Below are 17922 nucleotides of genomic sequence, written 5' to 3'. Positions count from 1 at the left end.
TATTACTACTTTTACCCTCTTAAAATTTTCAAATGAAAAAACATTTTATCTTATTCGCTGTTTTTACTTGTGGGGTACTTTTTTCCCAACAGAGACAGGTTCAGAGAGCTACGATAGCTTTCCTCAATGTAGAAAATCTTTGGGATACCGTTCCTTCTGCAGATTATATTGATGGGACAAAAGATATCCACAACCCTGCTTTCCACAGAAGTGTCCCTTTAGATTCCTTGAAATATCTCGAAACTACTGAAGATTATAAAGGGGAATGGAGCGATGAACTCCTGATCGGAAAAAAAGTAATCAGATATCAGATACTTGCAGATGATTTTACTGCAAACAGCCCTAAAAACTGGGATACTAAAAAATATAACCAGAAACTCGCCAATGAAGCAAAAGTAATTTCCGAACTTGGTAGACAATACACTAACGATTATCCTGTAATTGTTGGCCTACTGGAAGTGGAAAACCGACAGGTGGTGGAAGATCTTGTAAAGCAGCCTGCATTAGTGAAGGCCAATTACGGCGTTGTGCACTATAATTCTTACGATGCCAGAGGAATTGATATCGCGATTATTTACCAGAAGAACAGATTTAGGGTCACAGAAACTTATGTGAAAGATATTAAGATCTTTAATGATGAAGGAAAAAGATCTTACACCAGAGGTGTTTTAGTCGTAAAAGGTACGCTGGACGGTGAAAAAGTGGGTGTTTTCTTAAACCACTGGCCATCAAGAAGTGGTGGAGAGGCTGCTTCATTACCAAGACGTGCTGCTGCAGCAAAAGTATTGAAAGATGAAATGGATAAGTTAAGAGCTGAAGATCCTGAGAGAAAATTATTCGCAATGGGTGATTTCAATGATGATCCCGTAAGCCCAAGTCTTAGAAAACATCTGGGAGCTGTTGGTGAGCCAGATCAGCTTTCTGAAAAAACGCCTTATTATAACCTGATGGTAAAGCTTTACAAAGCAGGCGTCGCATCATTGGCTTATCGTGATGCACCGAATCTATTCGACCAGATTATTGTTTCAAAAAACCTCTATTCTCCGGAAAAACTATCGCCAACGTACAGCATTTTCAAAGCGGAAATCTTTGCGCCTTCTTACCTTGTCAACAGTGAAGGACAATGGAAAGGTTATCCTTTGCGTTCTTGGGACGGTGACCGCTTCACAGGCGGCTACAGCGATCACTTTCCTGCAGTGTCCGTAATCCAGAGAGAATACAAACCTGCCAAATAATATATTCTAAAATTTATATAAAAACCGAAGTTTTATCAGCTTCGGTTTTATTTTTTCATAACTTTATATGAAATTAGAACAATGAAAAAATTATTTTCTTTAGTGCTTATTTTTATTTTGGTTTTCAGCTGTGCTCCGCAAAATAAAGTTGCAGAGAAAGACCAGAAAACAGAAATAAAACCTGCAAAGAATGACGATGGCGAATGGGATTTGCAAGTATTCGATACCCAGTACGATTATTTCCTCAATGCCATTGCGAAGCCCATGAATATGTATTCTGAAAGTTACCTGAAAAACAAAAACACTTTTCTGGTCAGCGAATGGAATTCCTATTATTTTGCCGGCCGATACCGAAACGTTATAGAATCTTCGATAGATTATGATCCGCAGGAAAACTACGGTATAAAGTTCGAATATAAACTGTATCAGGTTTTCGCTTACGTTCATTGGAAATATGGATTAAAAATGAATGGTTTAAGCCAAAGCGATGTGAGATAAGTTCTCTTTAATTTTTAAACAATAAAAAAGGTTCAGAAATTTTTCTGAACCTTTTTTATTAAAATATGAAAGTCTTATTTGTTGAATTTTTCCTCCACTTTATCCCAGTTGATTACTTCGAAAAACGCCGTAACATAATCTGGTCTTCTGTTCTGGTAATTCAGATAATAGGCATGCTCCCAAACATCAAGTCCTAAAACGGGAGTTCCCTGACAGTCCGCAACCGGCATTAAAGGATTGTCCTGGTTCGGTGTGGAGCAAACTGCAGCAGAGCCATCTTCCTTCTTGCATAGCCAAGCCCAACCTGAACCAAATCTTGTTTTCGCCGCTTCAGCAAAATCATTCTTGAATTTTTCAAAACCGCCGTATGCTTCGATTGCTGCTTTTACATTTCCTACAGGCTCTTTGCTTCCGCCGGGAGTTAGAATTTCCCAGAAAAGTGTATGGTTAAAATGCCCTCCTCCGTTATTTCTTACAGCAGGCTTGTCGGTTCCTGTTTTGCAGATTTCCTCGATGGTTTTTCCTTCCAGATCCGTTCCTGCAATTGCTTTGTTTAAGTTATCTATGTATGCCTGGTGATGTTTGGTGTGATGGATCTCCATGGTTCTTGCATCAATTGTTGGTTCTAATGCGTCGTATGCATAGCCCAATTTTGGTAATTCGAATGCCATAATTTTTTAATTTAAAATGTTAATACCCAAATTTACTCATAATGTAGGGCAATACCAAACCGGAAACATTACTTTAATAAATCTTTAACATCGATGAAAACAAAAAACCGTGCTTTTCAGAACGGTTTTCATCAATATATCCAGATATAAAGATTTATCTGTTCATGCTCATCAGAAACTCTTCGTTATTCAGGGTTCCTTTCATGCTTTTGTTTACAAATTCCATGGCTTCCACTGGATTCATGTCTGCCAGATACTTTCGGAGAATCCACATTCTCTGCTGTGTAGTTTCATCCAGAAGAAGATCGTCCCTTCTCGTGCTTGACGATACCAGGTCGATGGCCGGGTAAATACGCTTATTGGCGATTTTTCGGTCAAGCTGAAGTTCCATATTTCCGGTTCCCTTAAATTCTTCGAAAATAACTTCATCCATTTTAGAACCTGTATCGATTAATGCTGTTGCAATGATGGTTAATGATCCGCCGCCTTCGATATTTCTTGCTGCACCGAAGAATCTTTTCGGTTTGTGAAGCGCATTGGCATCTACACCTCCGGAAAGTATTTTTCCTGAAGCTGGAGTTACCGTATTGTAAGCTCTTGCCAAACGCGTAATTGAATCCAGTAAAATCACTACATCATGACCGCATTCTACCATTCTTTGCGCTTTCGAAAGAACCAGATTGGCTACTTTTACGTGTTTATCAGCAGGTTCATCAAAAGTTGAGGCAATTACTTCTGCATTTACGCTTCTTTCCATGTCCGTCACCTCTTCGGGTCTTTCATCGATGAGCAATATCATCATATAGGCTTCAGGGTGGTTCTCGGAAATGGAGTTTGCGATATCTTTAAGTAACATCGTTTTACCCGTTTTAGGCTGCGCAACAATCATCGCACGCTGTCCTTTTCCTATCGGAGTAAACAGATCAACAATTCTTGTAGAAAGTGTAGAGTTTTTCCCTGTTAAATTGAATTTTTCCTCAGGGAACAACGGCGTAAGGAATTCAAAAGCTACACGGTCTTTGATAAATTCCAAATCGCGGCCGTTAACTTCTGTTGGTTTCAGTAAAGAAAAATATTTTTCACCTTCTTTTGGCAAACGTACAATTCCTCTTACCGTGTCTCCGGTTTTCAGTGCGTAATTTCTGATCTGATTGGTAGAAACATAAACATCATCCGGGGAAGAAATATAAGAAAAATCGGAAGAACGGAGGAAACCGTAATTATCTGGGAGGATTTCTAAAACCCCTTCAATCGTTACTAAACCGTCAAAATTAAATTCTTTTTTTGAATTTTCTTCCTGATTTTCAGCGTTCTGCTGATTTCGGTTTTGATTGGGGTTTTGGTTTGGATTTTTATTTTGGTTTTTTTGATTGGGATGCTGCGGTCTGTTTTGGTTAGGGTTTTTATTTCCGTTTCCGTTACCGTTTCCATTCTGATTTGGATTCTGATTGGGGTTTTGGTTCGGATTTTTCGGCTGTTCCGGTTTAGTTTCGGTTTCAGCTGTAGATTCTGTCACCGGAGTTTCAGCAGTAACTTCTTCTTTTGGTGCAGTGACACGCTGTCTTTTCTTTTTCTGCTGAGTCCTGTTGTTTTCGGAATCATTGTTTGCTTCAGTTAGAGCAGGCTTTGAATTTTCAGAAGGTGTTTCCTGTGGGTTTTCTACCGTGGGCTCAGCAGCATTTTCTCCTGGAATCTGTGCAGAAACCTCAACCGGTTTCTCAATTTTCTTTTTGGCTGCCGGCTTTTTGGCTGCCGGCTTTTTGGGAGCTGGAGCAGGATTTTCTTCTGTATTCATAATGGGTTCGGTGGCGTTGAAATAATCTTTTGCAACTTTCGTGTTTGAAGCCTGAAAATCCAGGATCGCAAAGATTTTATCATTATCGGTGCTGTTTTTAGCAAGTTTAACGCCTAAATCTTTCGTGATTTTAGTCAACTCCGATTCGGATTTTGACCGTAACGTTTCAATGTTGAACATAAATTTTTATGTGAAAAAGTAATTTATAAGTAAGTGTAAGTAAGAAAGTTAAGTCGGACGACTTTCCTTATTAGGTCATTTGTAGTGCAAATCTACGCTATTTTTTTATTTATGCAAAAAATTATTATTATTTTTGCAGCTCATATTCATCATCATGTTGCAGAGAATACAGACCGTTTGGATTTTTTTGGCAGTTTTAGGCGCAGTTTTTCTGTTCATCACCGCTCAGGATTTTTCGCTTTTCGAAGGGACTTCTTTTATTTCCATTATTTGTGCTGTGCTCGTGCTGTGTGGATTGTTAAGTATTTTCAGCTATAAAAACCGCAAAAGACAGATTCTGCTGAATACCATCAGCATTTTTATAAACGCTTTGTTGCTCGGTTTATTGGCGTATTGGCTACTCAGTTTATCTGGAGGAATTCATTTTCCTGAGAAAGGTATTGAGCCGATTTTCCCGTTGATTTCGATAATATCTTTGTTTATCGCAAACGTATTTATCAGAAAAGACGACAGGCTCGTAAAATCTGTAGACAGACTCCGCTAAACTCACAACGATTTTTTTGAGTGAAACAGTTCCTTCGGGAGCTGTTTTTTATTTCTGTCCTTTTAAATTTTTATCTTTAGCAAAAAATTATAAATGAAGAAATATTCTTTTTTATTTGCCATGCTGTTTTCAACGGTGTTTTATGCTCAGGAAGTGTCCAGAGAGCGTGTAGTAAATGTGCTTTCTGCATTAGCTTCTGATGAAATGAAAGGCCGCGCAATCGGAACTCCTCAAAATGATTCCGCAGCAGTTTATATTGCGAACCGTTTTAAAGAAAACAACCTTTCTTACTGCACCGGAGATTCATATTTAGTTCCTTTTGAATATAAAGGAAAAGTTGCTTATAATGTGTGCGGAATAAAAAAAGGTAAAAGTGAAAAAACTTTAGCATATTCTGCCCATTCGACCATATCGGTTCCAACAATAAGAGTGGGGATAATGTATTTAACGGCGCTGATGATAACGCAAGCGGTGTTACACTGGTTGTCGGCCTGTCTGATTATTTCAAAAATGCTGATTCCGATTTTTCGATGATGTATATCGCCTTCAACGGGGAAGAGAAAGGGATGAAAGGTTCTAAAGCGATTGCCGAGATTCAGGATTTGCAGCCGATGTACAAAAATATTAACGCACTTTTTAATTTCGAAATGGTTGCTACGGTTTCACAGTTTGGCAAAAATGCGCTTTATATGACCGGTGACGAGTTTTCTGATTTAGATGAACTGTTTAATGCAAAAGCAGAAAACCAGCTTAAAATTTATCCTGATCCGTATATTGGACAGCAGCTGTTTTACCGTTCAGATAATGTGAGTTTTGTAAAAAAGAAGGTCATCGCGCATTCTTTTTCCACCGTAGATATGAATACCGCAAAACATTACCATCAGTTAAATGATGATTTAAGTGTGGTTAATTTTGACAATCTCACCCAGATTATCAACAGTTTTGGGAAAACAATTCAGAAACTTACGCCGGCAAACTTTTCCCCAAAGTACAACGATAAAGTTAATTTGAATTAAAAGAAATTCCCAATTCAAAATTCCGTAATTTTGCGCCCGAAATTTCATTCCATGAAACTCCGATTAACAAAGATTTAAAGGAAAAAATCATAATTAGTGGATGTTCCGTTTAAAAATGAAAAATTTACCAATCAGCCGATGAAACCATTACAACGAATTCTTTCTTTCGCAAAACCCCATCAGAAGTACCTTTTTGGAAGCATGTTTTTTAATATCATGTATTCTGTCCTTAATATATTTTCGGTTGCTACGATGCTGCCGATTCTCGGATTGATGTTCGGAACGGTAGAAAAAGTGGACACCACAAAACCACCTGTAAACTCCGGCCGTCTTGTCGATTTTTTCGCGTATGCCAAAGACTGGGCTTATTATACGATACAGAAAAACATTGATGACCACGGAACGGTAAAAGTGCTTGCAGTTTTATGCGGTGTAACTGCTGTAGCTTTTCTACTTCGTAATATTTTCAGATATCTCGGTGCTTATCTTCTGGTAAATTACCGTGTCGGCATTACCAAGGATTTAAGGACGGCGATGTATGATAAATTCCTTAAACTGCCGGTTTCTTTTTTCACTGAAAAACGGAAAGGAGATATGATGAGCCGGATCTCCAACGATATTGGCGGCGTAGAAGGCGGCATTATGGGAAGTTTGGTGGATGTAATCAATTCGCCGTTTATGATTATTTCTTCGTTGATTACTTTATTTATTCTTTCACCGAATCTCACTTTGTTTTCCCTGCTTGTTTTTCCGTTGATGGGCGGTTTGATTGCGTGGGTTGGAAAAAGCCTGAAAAAACAGGCGACTGCCGCACAGGAAGAATTGGGGAATCTTTTTTCTCTTGTAGACGAAACCTTAAAATCATCTAAAGTCATTAAAATTTTCAATGCCGATAAAATTTTAAAAAACAGATTCAGTTCCACGACTGACAATTGGCAGAAATATGCCATCGGAATGAGCCGCCGCCGCGAACTGGCTTCACCAATGAGTGAATTTCTCGGTTCTGTAACTATTTTAATAATTACCTGGTTTGCGGGTGTTCAGATTTTAAATGAACAGACCATGGAGCCGGAAACATTCCTTGTTTTTATCGGGATGTTCTTCCAAATCCTCGATCCGGCCAAAAAATTATCAAGTGCGATTTCAAATATTCAGGGCGGAATGGCAAGTTTAGACCGCGTTTCTGAAGTGCTGGACTATGATCTGAAAGTAGAGGAAATTGAAAATCCTATTCCTGTTTCCACATTAAAAGATAAAATTGAATTTAAAAATATCGGTTTTTATTACGATAAGGACAACGTGATTTTGAAGAATTTTAACCTTGTAATTCCGAAAGGAAAAACCGTGGCCTTAGTTGGACAGTCCGGTTCCGGTAAAACAACGATTGCAAATCTTTTAGCCAGATTTTATGATGTTCCGGAAGGAGAAATTCTTGTAGACGGAGAAAATATCAAAAATTTAAAACTTACAGATTACCGTCATCTTTTGGGAATGGTTACTCAGGAATCAGTGTTGTTTAACGATTCGGTTTTCAATAATATTCTGATGGGAAAACCGGAAGCTACGGAAGCAGAAGTAATGGCTGCTGCGAAAATTGCCAACGCCCACGAATTCATTGAAAATCTTCCCGAAAAATATTACACCAATATCGGCGACGACGGAAATAAACTTTCAGGCGGCCAAAAACAGCGTGTTTCAATTGCCAGAGCAGTTCTGAAAAATCCGCCTATTATGATTCTGGATGAAGCAACTTCCGCTCTGGATACTGAATCTGAAAGATTCGTGCAGGACGCCTTGGAAAAAATGATGCAGAACAGAACGTCACTCGTTATCGCTCACAGGCTCTCTACCATCCAAAAGGCCGACTGGATTGTCGTAATGGAGCGCGGAATCATCGTAGAACAGGGAACCCACGACGATCTGATGAACAATAATAACGTTTACAGAAGACTGGTGGAACTGCAGAATTTTGGGTAAAAGAGTGAGCTATGAAAAAAACATTTTTGCTTTTCTTTCTTGTAACTTCAACATTGATATTCGCACAGAATGTTTCAGAAGATCAATATTTCACTAGTGAACAAATGGCGGTATTTCCAGATGGTGGCATCCCGCATTTCCGACAGTTAATAGCTGAGAATTTCAGGCCAAGAAAAGTTAAAGGAAAAGGCATAGAAGCATGTCAATTAAGATTTGTGATCGATCGCGACGGTACTATAACTGATATAAAAGCAGAAGGAACTAACGAATCTTTTAATAAGGAAGCTGTGCTTGCTATTTCTAAAATCAAGACTAAATGGATTCCTGCAAAAATAGAAGGAATAACCGTGAGATATATGATGCGGGTGCCTTTGACTATGGATTTCAATTAAATCACTTCCCAATCATCTTCTTAATCGAATTCAGCTTCATTAAAGCTTCAATCGGCGTCAAGGTATTGATGTCGATTTTTGTGAGTTCTTCACGGATATTTTCCAGAACCGGATCGTCTAACTGAAAGAAAGACAGCTGCATATTCTCGTCGGTAATCGCTTTGGCAGAATCTTTAGATCCGCTTTGTGAACGGCTTTTTTCCAGTGTTTTCAAAACTTCATTCGCGCGGTTTACGACCTTAGAAGGCATCCCGGCAAGTTTCGCGACATGAATTCCGAAACTGTGTTCGCTACCGCCAGGAAGAAGCTTCCTCATGAAAATAATATTTCCTTTATTCTCCTGAATGGAAACGTGGAAATTTTTAATTCTCTCGAAATTTACCGTCATTTCGTTCAGTTCGTGATAATGTGTGGCAAATAATGTTTTGGCCTGAGTTGGGTGTTGATGAAGATATTCAGCAATCGCCCACGCAATCGAAACTCCGTCGTAAGTAGAAGTTCCGCGCCCAATTTCATCCAGAAGAATTAAACTTCTGTCGGAAATATTATTGAGAATATTCGCCGCTTCATTCATTTCCACCATAAAAGTAGATTCGCCGGCAGAAATATTATCTGTCGCGCCGACTCTCGTGAAAATCTTATCCAAAACTCCGATTTCCGCGTGTTTTGCAGGAACAAAACTTCCGATTTGTGCCATTAGGCAGATAATCGCAGTTTGTCTTAAAATCGCCGATTTACCCGCCATATTTGGTCCGGTCACCATAATGATCTGCTGTGAATCTTTATCCAGAAACAAATCATTTGGAATGTACTTTTCGCCGAGCGGAAGCGCGTTTTCAATAATTGGGTGGCGTGCTTCTTTTAAATTGATTTCAAAAGAATCGTTCAGAATCGGTCTTGTATAACTTTCCGAAACAGCAAGTTCTGATAAACCAACGCCGCAGTCGAGCTCAGCAATTATTTTTGAATTTCCCTGAATCGCATCAATATAAACCATGACATTATCGCAGACTTTGCGGTAAAGTTCGTGCTCTATTTTTGAGATTTTTTCTTCTGCACCAAGGATCTGTTCCTCGTATTCCTTCAGTTCCTCGGTGATGTATCTTTCGGCATTTACCAAAGTCTGTTTTCTGATCCAGTCGCCCGGAACTTTGTCTTTATGCGTGTTACGGACTTCAATAAAGTATCCGAAAACACCGTTGAAACTTATTTTTAAACTTGAAATTCCGGTTCTTTCGATCTCTCGTTCGCACATTTCGTCCAGGAAGTTTTTCCCTTTGTTTTGCAGTCCCCGCAGATGATCCAGATCTTCAGAAATTCCGCTTTTAATAACATTTCCTTTCGCAATGTTTACCGGAAGTTCCTCGTTCAGGTAATTCTGTAAATACTGAATGAGTTCTTCAAGATTATTCAACGGTTCTATCCAGGCCAAAACTTCCGCAAAAGGATGCAGCAAGTTTTTAATCTGATGAATATTAATTAAACTTTGGCGAAGGTAACCTACTTCTTTAGGTGAAATTTTTTCCGAAGCCAGTTTCCCTATCAAACGATCCAAATCTGAAATGGATTTCAGCAACTGCTGGATTTCGTATTTTAACTGATCTTCTTTGTTGAAGAACTCAATTAAATTTAATCTTCGGTTGATTTCCTCAACTGTTTTTAAAGGCAGAATCAATCTTCTTCTGAGCAGTCTTCCGCCCATTGGTGTTGACGTTTTATCAATGATATCGAGCAGCGATTTCCCCTGCGGATTGCTTGGATAAACGATTTCGAGATTCCTAAGCGTAAAATTATCCATCATCAGATAATCTTCCTGCGGAATTAACTGAATTTTAGTAATGTGCTGCAGCAATGCGTGATGCGTATCCTCGACCAAATAAGCGAAAATTGCTCCGGCAGAAATAATTCCCAGCTGATGTTCTTCAATTCCGAAACCCTTTAAAGAAGCCGTTTTGAAGTGGTTTGTGAGTTTTTCGTAAGCATAATTGTACTGAAATGCCCAGTCTTCCAGCTTGAAAGAGTTTTTATTTTTAATCTGTGCAGGAAGTTCTGTTGAACGCTGATAAATAATTTCCGACGGATCGAAAGTGTGAACGATATGCAGAAGTTTATCAAGATTCCCCTCTGAAACCAGAAATTCCCCGGTAGAAACATCGACCAAAGCCATTCCGAATTTTTCTTTTTGCTTGTGAACAGAAAGCAGGAAATTATTTTTCTTGGATGTTAAAACCTGCTCATTAAAGGTAACGCCGGGAGTTACAAGCTCGGTTACACCTCGTTTTACAATTCCTTTCGCAACGGTTTTAGGATCTTCCAGCTGGTCGCAGATTGCAACCCGAAGTCCGGCCCGTACCAGTTTTGGCAAATAGGAATCTACTGAATGGTGCGGAAAACCTGCCAGCTCAATATGACCTTCACCATTGGCTCTTTTAGTCAGTACGATGCCCAAAATCTGGGAAGTCCTGATGGCGTCCTGGCCAAAAGTTTCATAGAAATCTCCAACCCGAAAGAGCAGCAGTGCGTCAGGATATTTCGCCTTGATGGTATTGTACTGCGTCATTAAAGGAGTTTCTTTCTTTGCCATGGTAGGTTTTATGCTGCTTTAGCTATATTTTGGTTAATTTTGCCAAAAATACGAAAATGTCATCCACCAAGAAACTGAAACTCGAAGAATTAGGGCGAATCGATGTAGAAACCTTCAAACAAACTGAAAAAATTCCTTTGGTGGTGGTTTTGGATAATGTAAGAAGCATGCATAATGTGGGCGCGGTTTTCAGAACGGCGGACGCTTTTATTGTGGAGAAAATCGTTTTGTGCGGAATCACGCCGCAGCCGCCTCACCGCGAAATTCATAAAGCCGCTTTGGGCGCTACGGAAAGTGTAGACTGGATTTATGAGAAAAGCATTTCGGAATCACTGGAAAATCTAAAAAAGGAAAACTACCAAATCATCGGTATTGAGCAGACTTCCAATTCAGAAATCATAACTGACTATGAAATTAACAAAGACCAGAAATACGCTTTAGTTCTCGGTAACGAGGTTGACGGTTTAAGCGACGAAGCACTTTCTGTTTACGACACTTTCCTTGAAATTCCCCAACTTGGAACAAAACACTCGCTGAATGTTTCGGTTTGCGGAGGAATTGTGATGTGGGAATTCTTTAAAAATCTGAAATAGCTATTCCAGATTTTTAATTTTTAGCAGATTCCATTTTCCGTTATAATGTTTGAAAAGACAGATTTTATCTACCAAGAATGAATCTTCAAAGGTTTTCGTTTTGTATTCTTCCCACGCTAAACTAAAATTTTCAGGACTTAGATCACGGTAAGCGATGGTTAAATGAGGATTAAGTTTTGCGTAAAAATGAAAATTCATTTTGGGCTGAATTTCATCATATAATTTCTGAAGTTCTTCCTTATTTTCAGGTGTGATAAAAATAACAGGATTGTTTTTGTTGGGAAAACACCCGAAATCTTTAAGATTAACATTGAAAGGAGTTGTTTTTAAGTCCATTTGTGAAAACTTATCTACCAATTCATCTTCCTTATTTTCATCAAAAGAGAAAGGTTTAATCAAAGTAATGTGCGGGAAATTTTTGTATGATTTCACCGAATTAAATCTTTCAGCAAAATCTCTACTGAAATTTCTGGCTTTCTCACGAAGTTCTTGATGCGGAACAACAGCAATAAAATATAAACTCATAAAACTCATCTATAATACTTCCTTCTAAAATCGAAATTACTGAAATTTAGTCTTCAATAAACTCAAAAAAAACACCCGGAAATGGGTGTTTTAAATTTTTATAATGTAAAAAATTTATCTCCAACCGCCGCCAAGCGCCTGATAAAGTTCTACACCGGCTTTCATTTTGGCATATTCTGCATTGGAAATATTAAGTTCTGCGTTCAGGGAATTTACTGAAGCATTTAATACTTCGAGATAATTCGCCATCCCGTAATTCACCAGTTCCTGAGAAAATTCTACTGATTTTTGGTAAGCGGTAAGTTCTTTTCTTTTCAAATCGATAAAACTGTCCTGGGATTCATAAACTTTCAAAGCATCAGAAACTTCTCTTCCTGCTGTAAGAAGAGTTTTACGGAAATTCAGATACGCTCTTTCTTTGTTGGCTAAACTCACTTCGTAATTGGTTCGGATCTGTCTTTTATTTAGAACCGGCTGCACCAAACCTGCCACAACATTGGCAAAGAGCGAATTCACGCTAAAAAGGTGATCAATATCCAGACTCTGTATTCCGCCGCCGCCGTTAATCCTTAAACTTGGATAGAACTGGGCTTTCGCCGCGTTGGTGAGTTCAAAAGCGGACATCAGGCCATATTCAGCAGCCATCACGTCAGCTCTGTTAGAAAGCAGATTTGCAGAAAATCCGAGTTTATATTCGGCGGGCATTTTTTGCTGGGTTAAAGTTGATCTTTCAATTTTCTGAGACGGAACCCCCATTAAAAGGCTTATTGCATTTTCTAAAAGCGCAATCTGCGTGTCCGTATTAATCAGCAATGACTGTGCATTGAAAACAAGCGCTTCACTCTGCTGAACGGCAACTTCCGTTAAAGTTCCTGCTTCCTTGAGCGCCCTGGTGGTTTCAAGATTTTTATTTCTTAAGAGAATAGTTTCATTAATAATTCTCTTTTGTTCATCCAAAGTTAAAAGCTGATAATATCCTGAAGCAATAGCCGCAACCAGATCACTTTTCACCGCTTTATGCGCCGCTACAGTTCCCAAATATTCTGCGAACTGCGCCTTTTCCTGTGCTTTCATTTTGCCCCAGATATCGGCTTCCCAGGAAATATCTCCGCTTAGGTCAAACAGATTGTTGTATTTTCTGCTCCCCGAGATTTGCCCCAGCTGCGTATTTAAAGACTGCGTTTGGAACGTATAAGACGGTCCGACAGAAAGCGTTGGCTGATAAGCAGCCTTGCTTTGTTTCAGATATGATTCTGCAGCAACAATATTCTGCAGCGCAATTCTGATATCTAGATTGTTTTCAAGACCTTGCGCAATATGTTTCTGAAGAACAGGATCAGTGAAAATTTCCCGCCATGAGACTGTCGCAATAGTGGAGGAGTCTTTCGGAAGAAGATCTGTCCTGAAAAGATTTTCATTAGCTTCTTTGGGTCTTTCGTATTTCTCACGGGTCATACAGGATGACACTGCGAAAAATGAAAGCAGAATAAGAAGGGTTTTTATATTTGGATGTTTTTTCATTTTAAATAATTTATTCCGAAAGATTAATTTCTTCTTCTTTTACCGGCGTTACTTTTTCCTGCAGCCATTGGAAAATAACATACAGTACCGGAATCGCCACTAATCCGAAAAATGTTCCGATAAGAAGTCCGGCTGCGGCGCCCGTTCCGATGGAGCGGTTCCCGACAGAGCCAATTCCGGAGGCAAATACCAACGGCAACATCCCGAAAATAAAGGCGAAGGAGGTCATCAGGATCGGTCTCAATCTGGCCTTTGCTGCATTAATAGCCGACATTGCCAGACTTTCACCGTGTTGCCTCCGCTGAACAGCAAATTCAACAATTAGAATCGCGTTTTTCGCTAAAAGCCCTACAAGCATGATGAGTGCAATCTGGAAATAGATGTTGTTTTCCAGACCAGCCACTTTCTGTCCGAAATAAGCTCCGACCACTCCCAAAGGAAGCGAAATTATTACTGCCAGAGGAAGGAGGAAACTCTCGTACTGTGCGGCAAGAATAAAGTACACAAATACCAGACTCAGCATAAAAATAACTGCGGTCTGAGAACCGGAATTCACTTCTTCTTTAGACAAACCGGTAAATTCGACAACATAATCGGCAGGGAGTTTTTCAGCAGCCACTTCCTGAACAGCCCTGATGGCATCACCAGTAGAGTAGCCCTTATTGTTGGAGCCTGAGATGGAAATAGAGGTAAACAGATTATACCTTTCTACCGATTTCGGTCCGAAGGTTTTCTCAAGTGTGACGAACTGTGATACGGGCGTCATCTGTCCTGATGCGGTTTTCACGAAAATACTGCTGAGATCAGCTGCTTCATTTCTGGAATCCGGAAAAGCCTGAACCATTACCCGGAACTGTTTTCCATACTTGGTGAAATCTGCTGCGTATACACCGCCAATATATCCCTGCATTGTGCTTAAAATATCAGAGACGGAAACTCCGGTTTCTTTGGCTCTCGGAACATCAATTACCATTTCAAACTGCGGATAATTGGTATTAAACGAAGTCTGGGCAAACTGTATTTCGGGTCTCTGCATCAAAGCGCTGAGATAATCCTTGGCTACAGCATCCAGCTGTTTAAGGTCACCGCCGGATTTATCAAGCATCACTGCGGAAAACCCGTCACTGGTACCGAAACCGGGAATACTTGGCGGGGAGAAGAATACAATTTTAGCATCGGCATATTTACTTCCCAGCCCGAAAAGTTTTTTAGTAATCGATTCTACTGACTGGTCTGAATCTTTCGCTCTTTCTGCGAACGGCTTCAGTCTTACAAACGCCTGTCCTGCGTTAGAACCGCTTCCGGACATAAATCCGCGGCTCGCGGTGAAAGTAACATTTGCTACTCCCGGGATTTTTCTCGCCTCGGCCTGTAAATCCTTTAAAACATTGTAGGTCCGCTCCATGGAAGCTCCCGGAGGAAGTGCAACGTCGGTAAAGATGATCCCACGGTCTTCTTTAGGAACAAATCCTGATGGCATTGTCGAATTTGACCACCAGAAAAACAGACCGCCTACCGCGAAAATAATCAGTGTTACCCATTTATGTCTTAAAAGGAAAACGAAAAATCTTCCGTAACGGTCGGTTGTGGTTTTAAATGCAGTATTGAATTTATAGAAGAATTTCTGTTTGATATTCATTGTACTGTATTCCTGATGATGAGCCGGATTCGGTTTTAAAAACAGGGAACACAACACGGGACTTAAGGTTAACGCATTGACTGCTGAAATTAAAATCGCCACAATCAGCGTAATTCCAAACTGCTGGTAAAATACACCGGTCGGTCCTGTGATAAAAGTAACGGGAATGAATACCGCAGACATTACCAAAGTAATGGAGATAATAGCGCCGGTAATCTCATCCATCGCGCTTACCGTGGCTTTTTTGGCGTCGCTGAAACCGTGCTCCATCTTGGCGTGAACAGCTTCCACGACGACAATCGCATCATCGACTACGATTCCGATCGCGAGTACAAGTGCAAAAAGTGTCAGTAAATTTAATGAATACCCAAATAAATTCAGGAAAAAGAAAGTACCTACAATAGAAACCGGAACAGCAATCGCGGGAATTAACGTGGACCTGAAATCCTGAAGGAAGATATATACAACAAGGAAAACCAGGACAAATGCTTCCAAAAGCGTACTTACTACTTTTTCGATGGATGCGTCGAGGAACTCGTTCGTGTCGAAATTAATGGTGTAACCTACATCTTTAGGTAAGGTTTTTTCGTTTTTCTCCAGGAATTTTTTAATGTCAACAATAATATCCTGTGCATTGGATCCCGGTGTCTGGAAAATACCCATACTGATGGAACTTCTGCCATTGTTTTCTCCTTTTGAAGTGTAAGACTGCGCATCAAGTTTTATTTCTGCGACATCTTTTAATTTTAAAAACTGTCCGTTTCCGAGTGATTTCAGGATGATATCCCCGTAATCTTTTTCCTGATTAAATTTTCCTTTATAAGTGATTACATACTCGAAAGAACTTCCGCTGTTCTGTCCCAGCTGTCCTGCTGCAGCTTCGCGGGACTGTTCGTTAATCGATGCGGTAACGTCGGTGGGTTCCAATCCGTAGGCAGCCATTTTTGCCGGATCGAGCCAGATTCTCATGGAGAAATTCTTTCCTCCAAAAGCCTGTGCATCACCAACTCCGTTAATTCTTTTTATTTCAGGAATCACATTAATGTTCAGGTAATTCTGAAGCCAGACTTCGTTTAAATCCTTGTTGGCTGTATAAAAAGTAAGAAACATCAGCGCACTGGTCTGCTGTTTCTGAACAATAACACCGGATCTTGTAACATCAGCCGGCAAAAGGGGAGCTGCACGCTGCACTTTGTTCTGAACATTCACCGCTGCAATATCAGGATTGACACCCTGTTTGAAGAACACCTGAATTCTCGCTGAACCGTCGTTTCCTGCTGAAGAGGAAATATAATCCATTCCTTCAACACCGTTTACCTGTTCCTCAATCGGAATCACTACACTGTTCATCACCGTCTGTGCACTTGCTCCGGTATAATTCGCGGAAATACTTACTGTGGGCGGCGCAATATCCGGATATTGGGTAACCGGAAGCTGTTTAAGACCCAGAACACCCAGAATTACAATTAATATTGAAACAACGCTGGAGAGAACCGGTCTGTTAATAAACTTTTTTACCATTAGAAAATCGGTTTTATGGCGTTTACAATTTCGTCAAAATTCACTGGTTTAGATTTTACGGCTGTTCCGGATTTTAAAGTCCCAACGCCCTGCGCAACAATTTTATCGCCTTTACTGATGCCGTCTTTTACAATCACCATGTTGTTCACCCGGTCGATAACTCCGATCATAACATTTTGCGCGGTATCTTTTTCCACTCTGTACACATATACCAAACCTTGCTGCTCGAAAGTCGAACTTTCGGGAACCACTAAAGCCTGATCATATTGTTTGGGGAATTTAATGGTGCCGCTGTTTCCGTTACTTAATAATTTTGAACCATTTGGGAAAGAAACTCTAAACTGAATGGTTCCGGTTTGCGGATCGATCTGCCCGGTTACCGCTTCTATTTTCCCTTTTTCGGGATATTTGCTGCCGTTCACCAGTTCCAGTTCCACCATCGGCATATTTCTTAATTTTTCCGGAACAGTTGCTCCCACGGAATCTTCTAAAAAGTTCAGATATTCTTTTTCATTCATTGAAAAATAGGCAAAAACAGCGCTGGTGTCGGAAACGGTAGTAAGCGGTAATGGATCATTAGGCCCAACCAAACTTCCCACTTTTAAAGGAAGTTTTCCGATAACGCCTGATATCGGCGCCCGGATCACTGAGTAATTGATGTTTGCCTGAACTCCTTTGTAAGTCGCGGCAGCCTGAGAAACACTCGCACTCGCCTGCTGCTGTGCGGCTCTGGCTTGGGAAAGCTGGGCCTGTGCACGCGCCAGATTTGCTTTTGCAGTTTCTAACTGAACACTGCTTATGATATTTTTCTGTACCAAAGGAACCAGTTTGTTCACTTCTACCTGAGCTGCATTTACGTTTGCCTGAGCCGCGCTCACATTTGCTTTTGCCGCCGTCACTCCCGACTGCGCAGCACCGATTCCCGCTTTGGCAGCGTCAGCTGTTTCGTTAAGCGTATTCGTTTCCAGACGGAAAAGTGGCTGTCCTTTCACTACATACTGTCCTTCGTCCACCAAAACCTGAGTAATATATCCCTGTATTTTCGCACGTACATCATTGTTTACGCGCCCCTGAATGGATGCGGGGAAAGATGAGTAACCGGTAACATTTTTTACCTGAACGGCCACCACAGGAACTTCTTTAGGGCCGTCCTGCTTCACTTCCTCTTTCTTTTTACAGGATAAAACTGTTAACACAGAAAGGGAAAGTAGGATTAGTTTGTTTTTCATAA

Annotated in this window: 14 protein-coding genes; 7 read left to right on the top strand and 7 right to left on the bottom strand. The window is 40.2% G+C overall.

The window, feature by feature from the left end:
• Nucleotides 1–32: 32 nt before the first annotated feature.
• Entirely contained in the window at nt 33–1235 is a 1203-nt protein-coding gene (locus KSK37_RS10940; protein WP_217201520.1) for an endonuclease/exonuclease/phosphatase family protein, read from the top strand.
• An 81-nt stretch (nt 1236–1316) separates the two neighbouring features.
• Nucleotides 1317–1733, top strand: coding sequence for a DUF6146 family protein (locus KSK37_RS10935; protein ID WP_217201519.1), 417 nt, complete (start codon nt 1317–1319; stop codon nt 1731–1733).
• A 74-nt stretch (nt 1734–1807) separates the two neighbouring features.
• On the opposite strand, the gene KSK37_RS10930 is transcribed toward KSK37_RS10935, so the two are convergent.
• Both KSK37_RS10930 and rho read right to left on the bottom strand, forming a co-directional pair.
• Nucleotides 1808–2404, bottom strand: coding sequence for a superoxide dismutase (locus KSK37_RS10930; protein WP_217201517.1), 597 nt, complete (start codon nt 2402–2404; stop codon nt 1808–1810).
• A gap of 154 nt (nt 2405–2558) precedes the next feature.
• A complete protein-coding gene (gene rho, locus KSK37_RS10925; RefSeq protein ID WP_217201515.1) occupies nt 2559–4379 on the bottom strand; it encodes a transcription termination factor Rho in 1821 nt (606 codons plus the stop codon).
• Between the two features lie 154 nt (nt 4380–4533).
• Between rho and KSK37_RS10920 the strand changes: the two genes are divergently transcribed.
• The 4 genes from KSK37_RS10920 to KSK37_RS10905 all read left to right on the top strand — a co-directional run bounded on the left by KSK37_RS10920 (nt 4534) and on the right by KSK37_RS10905 (nt 8308).
• On the top strand, nt 4534–4923 hold the full coding sequence (locus KSK37_RS10920) for a DUF4293 family protein (RefSeq protein WP_088359267.1): 390 nt from the start codon (nt 4534–4536) through the stop codon (nt 4921–4923).
• Between the two features lie 389 nt (nt 4924–5312).
• Nucleotides 5313–5939, top strand: a complete 627-nt coding sequence (locus KSK37_RS14075; protein WP_343216993.1) for a M28 family metallopeptidase — start codon at nt 5313–5315, stop codon at nt 5937–5939.
• 138 nt (nt 5940–6077) lie between these two features.
• On the top strand, nt 6078–7916 hold the full coding sequence (locus tag KSK37_RS10910; RefSeq protein WP_217201514.1) for an ABC transporter ATP-binding protein: 1839 nt from the start codon (nt 6078–6080) through the stop codon (nt 7914–7916).
• Between the two features lie 11 nt (nt 7917–7927).
• Nucleotides 7928–8308, top strand: coding sequence for an energy transducer TonB (locus KSK37_RS10905; protein WP_217201512.1), 381 nt, complete (start codon nt 7928–7930; stop codon nt 8306–8308).
• A 1-nt stretch (nt 8309) separates the two neighbouring features.
• Here the strand turns inward: KSK37_RS10905 and mutS are convergent, their stop codons facing one another.
• Nucleotides 8310–10892, bottom strand: coding sequence for a DNA mismatch repair protein MutS (mutS, locus tag KSK37_RS10900; protein WP_217201510.1), 2583 nt, complete (start codon nt 10890–10892; stop codon nt 8310–8312).
• Nucleotides 10893–10948: 56 nt separating this feature from the next.
• Between mutS and KSK37_RS10895 the strand changes: the two genes are divergently transcribed.
• Entirely contained in the window at nt 10949–11485 is a 537-nt protein-coding gene (locus KSK37_RS10895) for an RNA methyltransferase (RefSeq protein ID WP_217201508.1), read from the top strand.
• Here the strand turns inward: KSK37_RS10895 and KSK37_RS10890 are convergent, their stop codons facing one another.
• The 4 genes from KSK37_RS10890 to KSK37_RS10875 form a co-directional block, all read right to left on the bottom strand.
• Nucleotides 11486–12010 (bottom strand): 2'-5' RNA ligase family protein, encoded by a 525-nt coding sequence (locus KSK37_RS10890; RefSeq protein WP_217201507.1) that lies wholly within the window; start codon nt 12008–12010, stop codon nt 11486–11488.
• 114 nt (nt 12011–12124) lie between these two features.
• Nucleotides 12125–13531, bottom strand: coding sequence for an efflux transporter outer membrane subunit (locus tag KSK37_RS10885; protein ID WP_217201505.1), 1407 nt, complete (start codon nt 13529–13531; stop codon nt 12125–12127).
• A gap of 10 nt (nt 13532–13541) precedes the next feature.
• Entirely contained in the window at nt 13542–16691 is a 3150-nt protein-coding gene (locus KSK37_RS10880) for an efflux RND transporter permease subunit (RefSeq protein ID WP_217201503.1), read from the bottom strand.
• Nucleotides 16691–17920: an efflux RND transporter periplasmic adaptor subunit gene (locus tag KSK37_RS10875; protein WP_217201501.1), complete on the bottom strand. Its 1230-nt coding sequence runs from the start codon at nt 17918–17920 to the stop codon at nt 16691–16693. Before KSK37_RS10875 ends, KSK37_RS10880 begins: the two co-directional genes overlap by 1 nt.
• Nucleotides 17921–17922: the final 2 nt, after the last annotated feature.

Source organism: Kaistella soli (assembly GCF_019038595.1).
In the GTDB taxonomy this organism is placed as follows: Bacteria; Bacteroidota; Bacteroidia; order Flavobacteriales; family Weeksellaceae; genus Kaistella; species Kaistella soli.
This window is presented reverse-complemented; position numbering and strand designations above follow the sequence as displayed.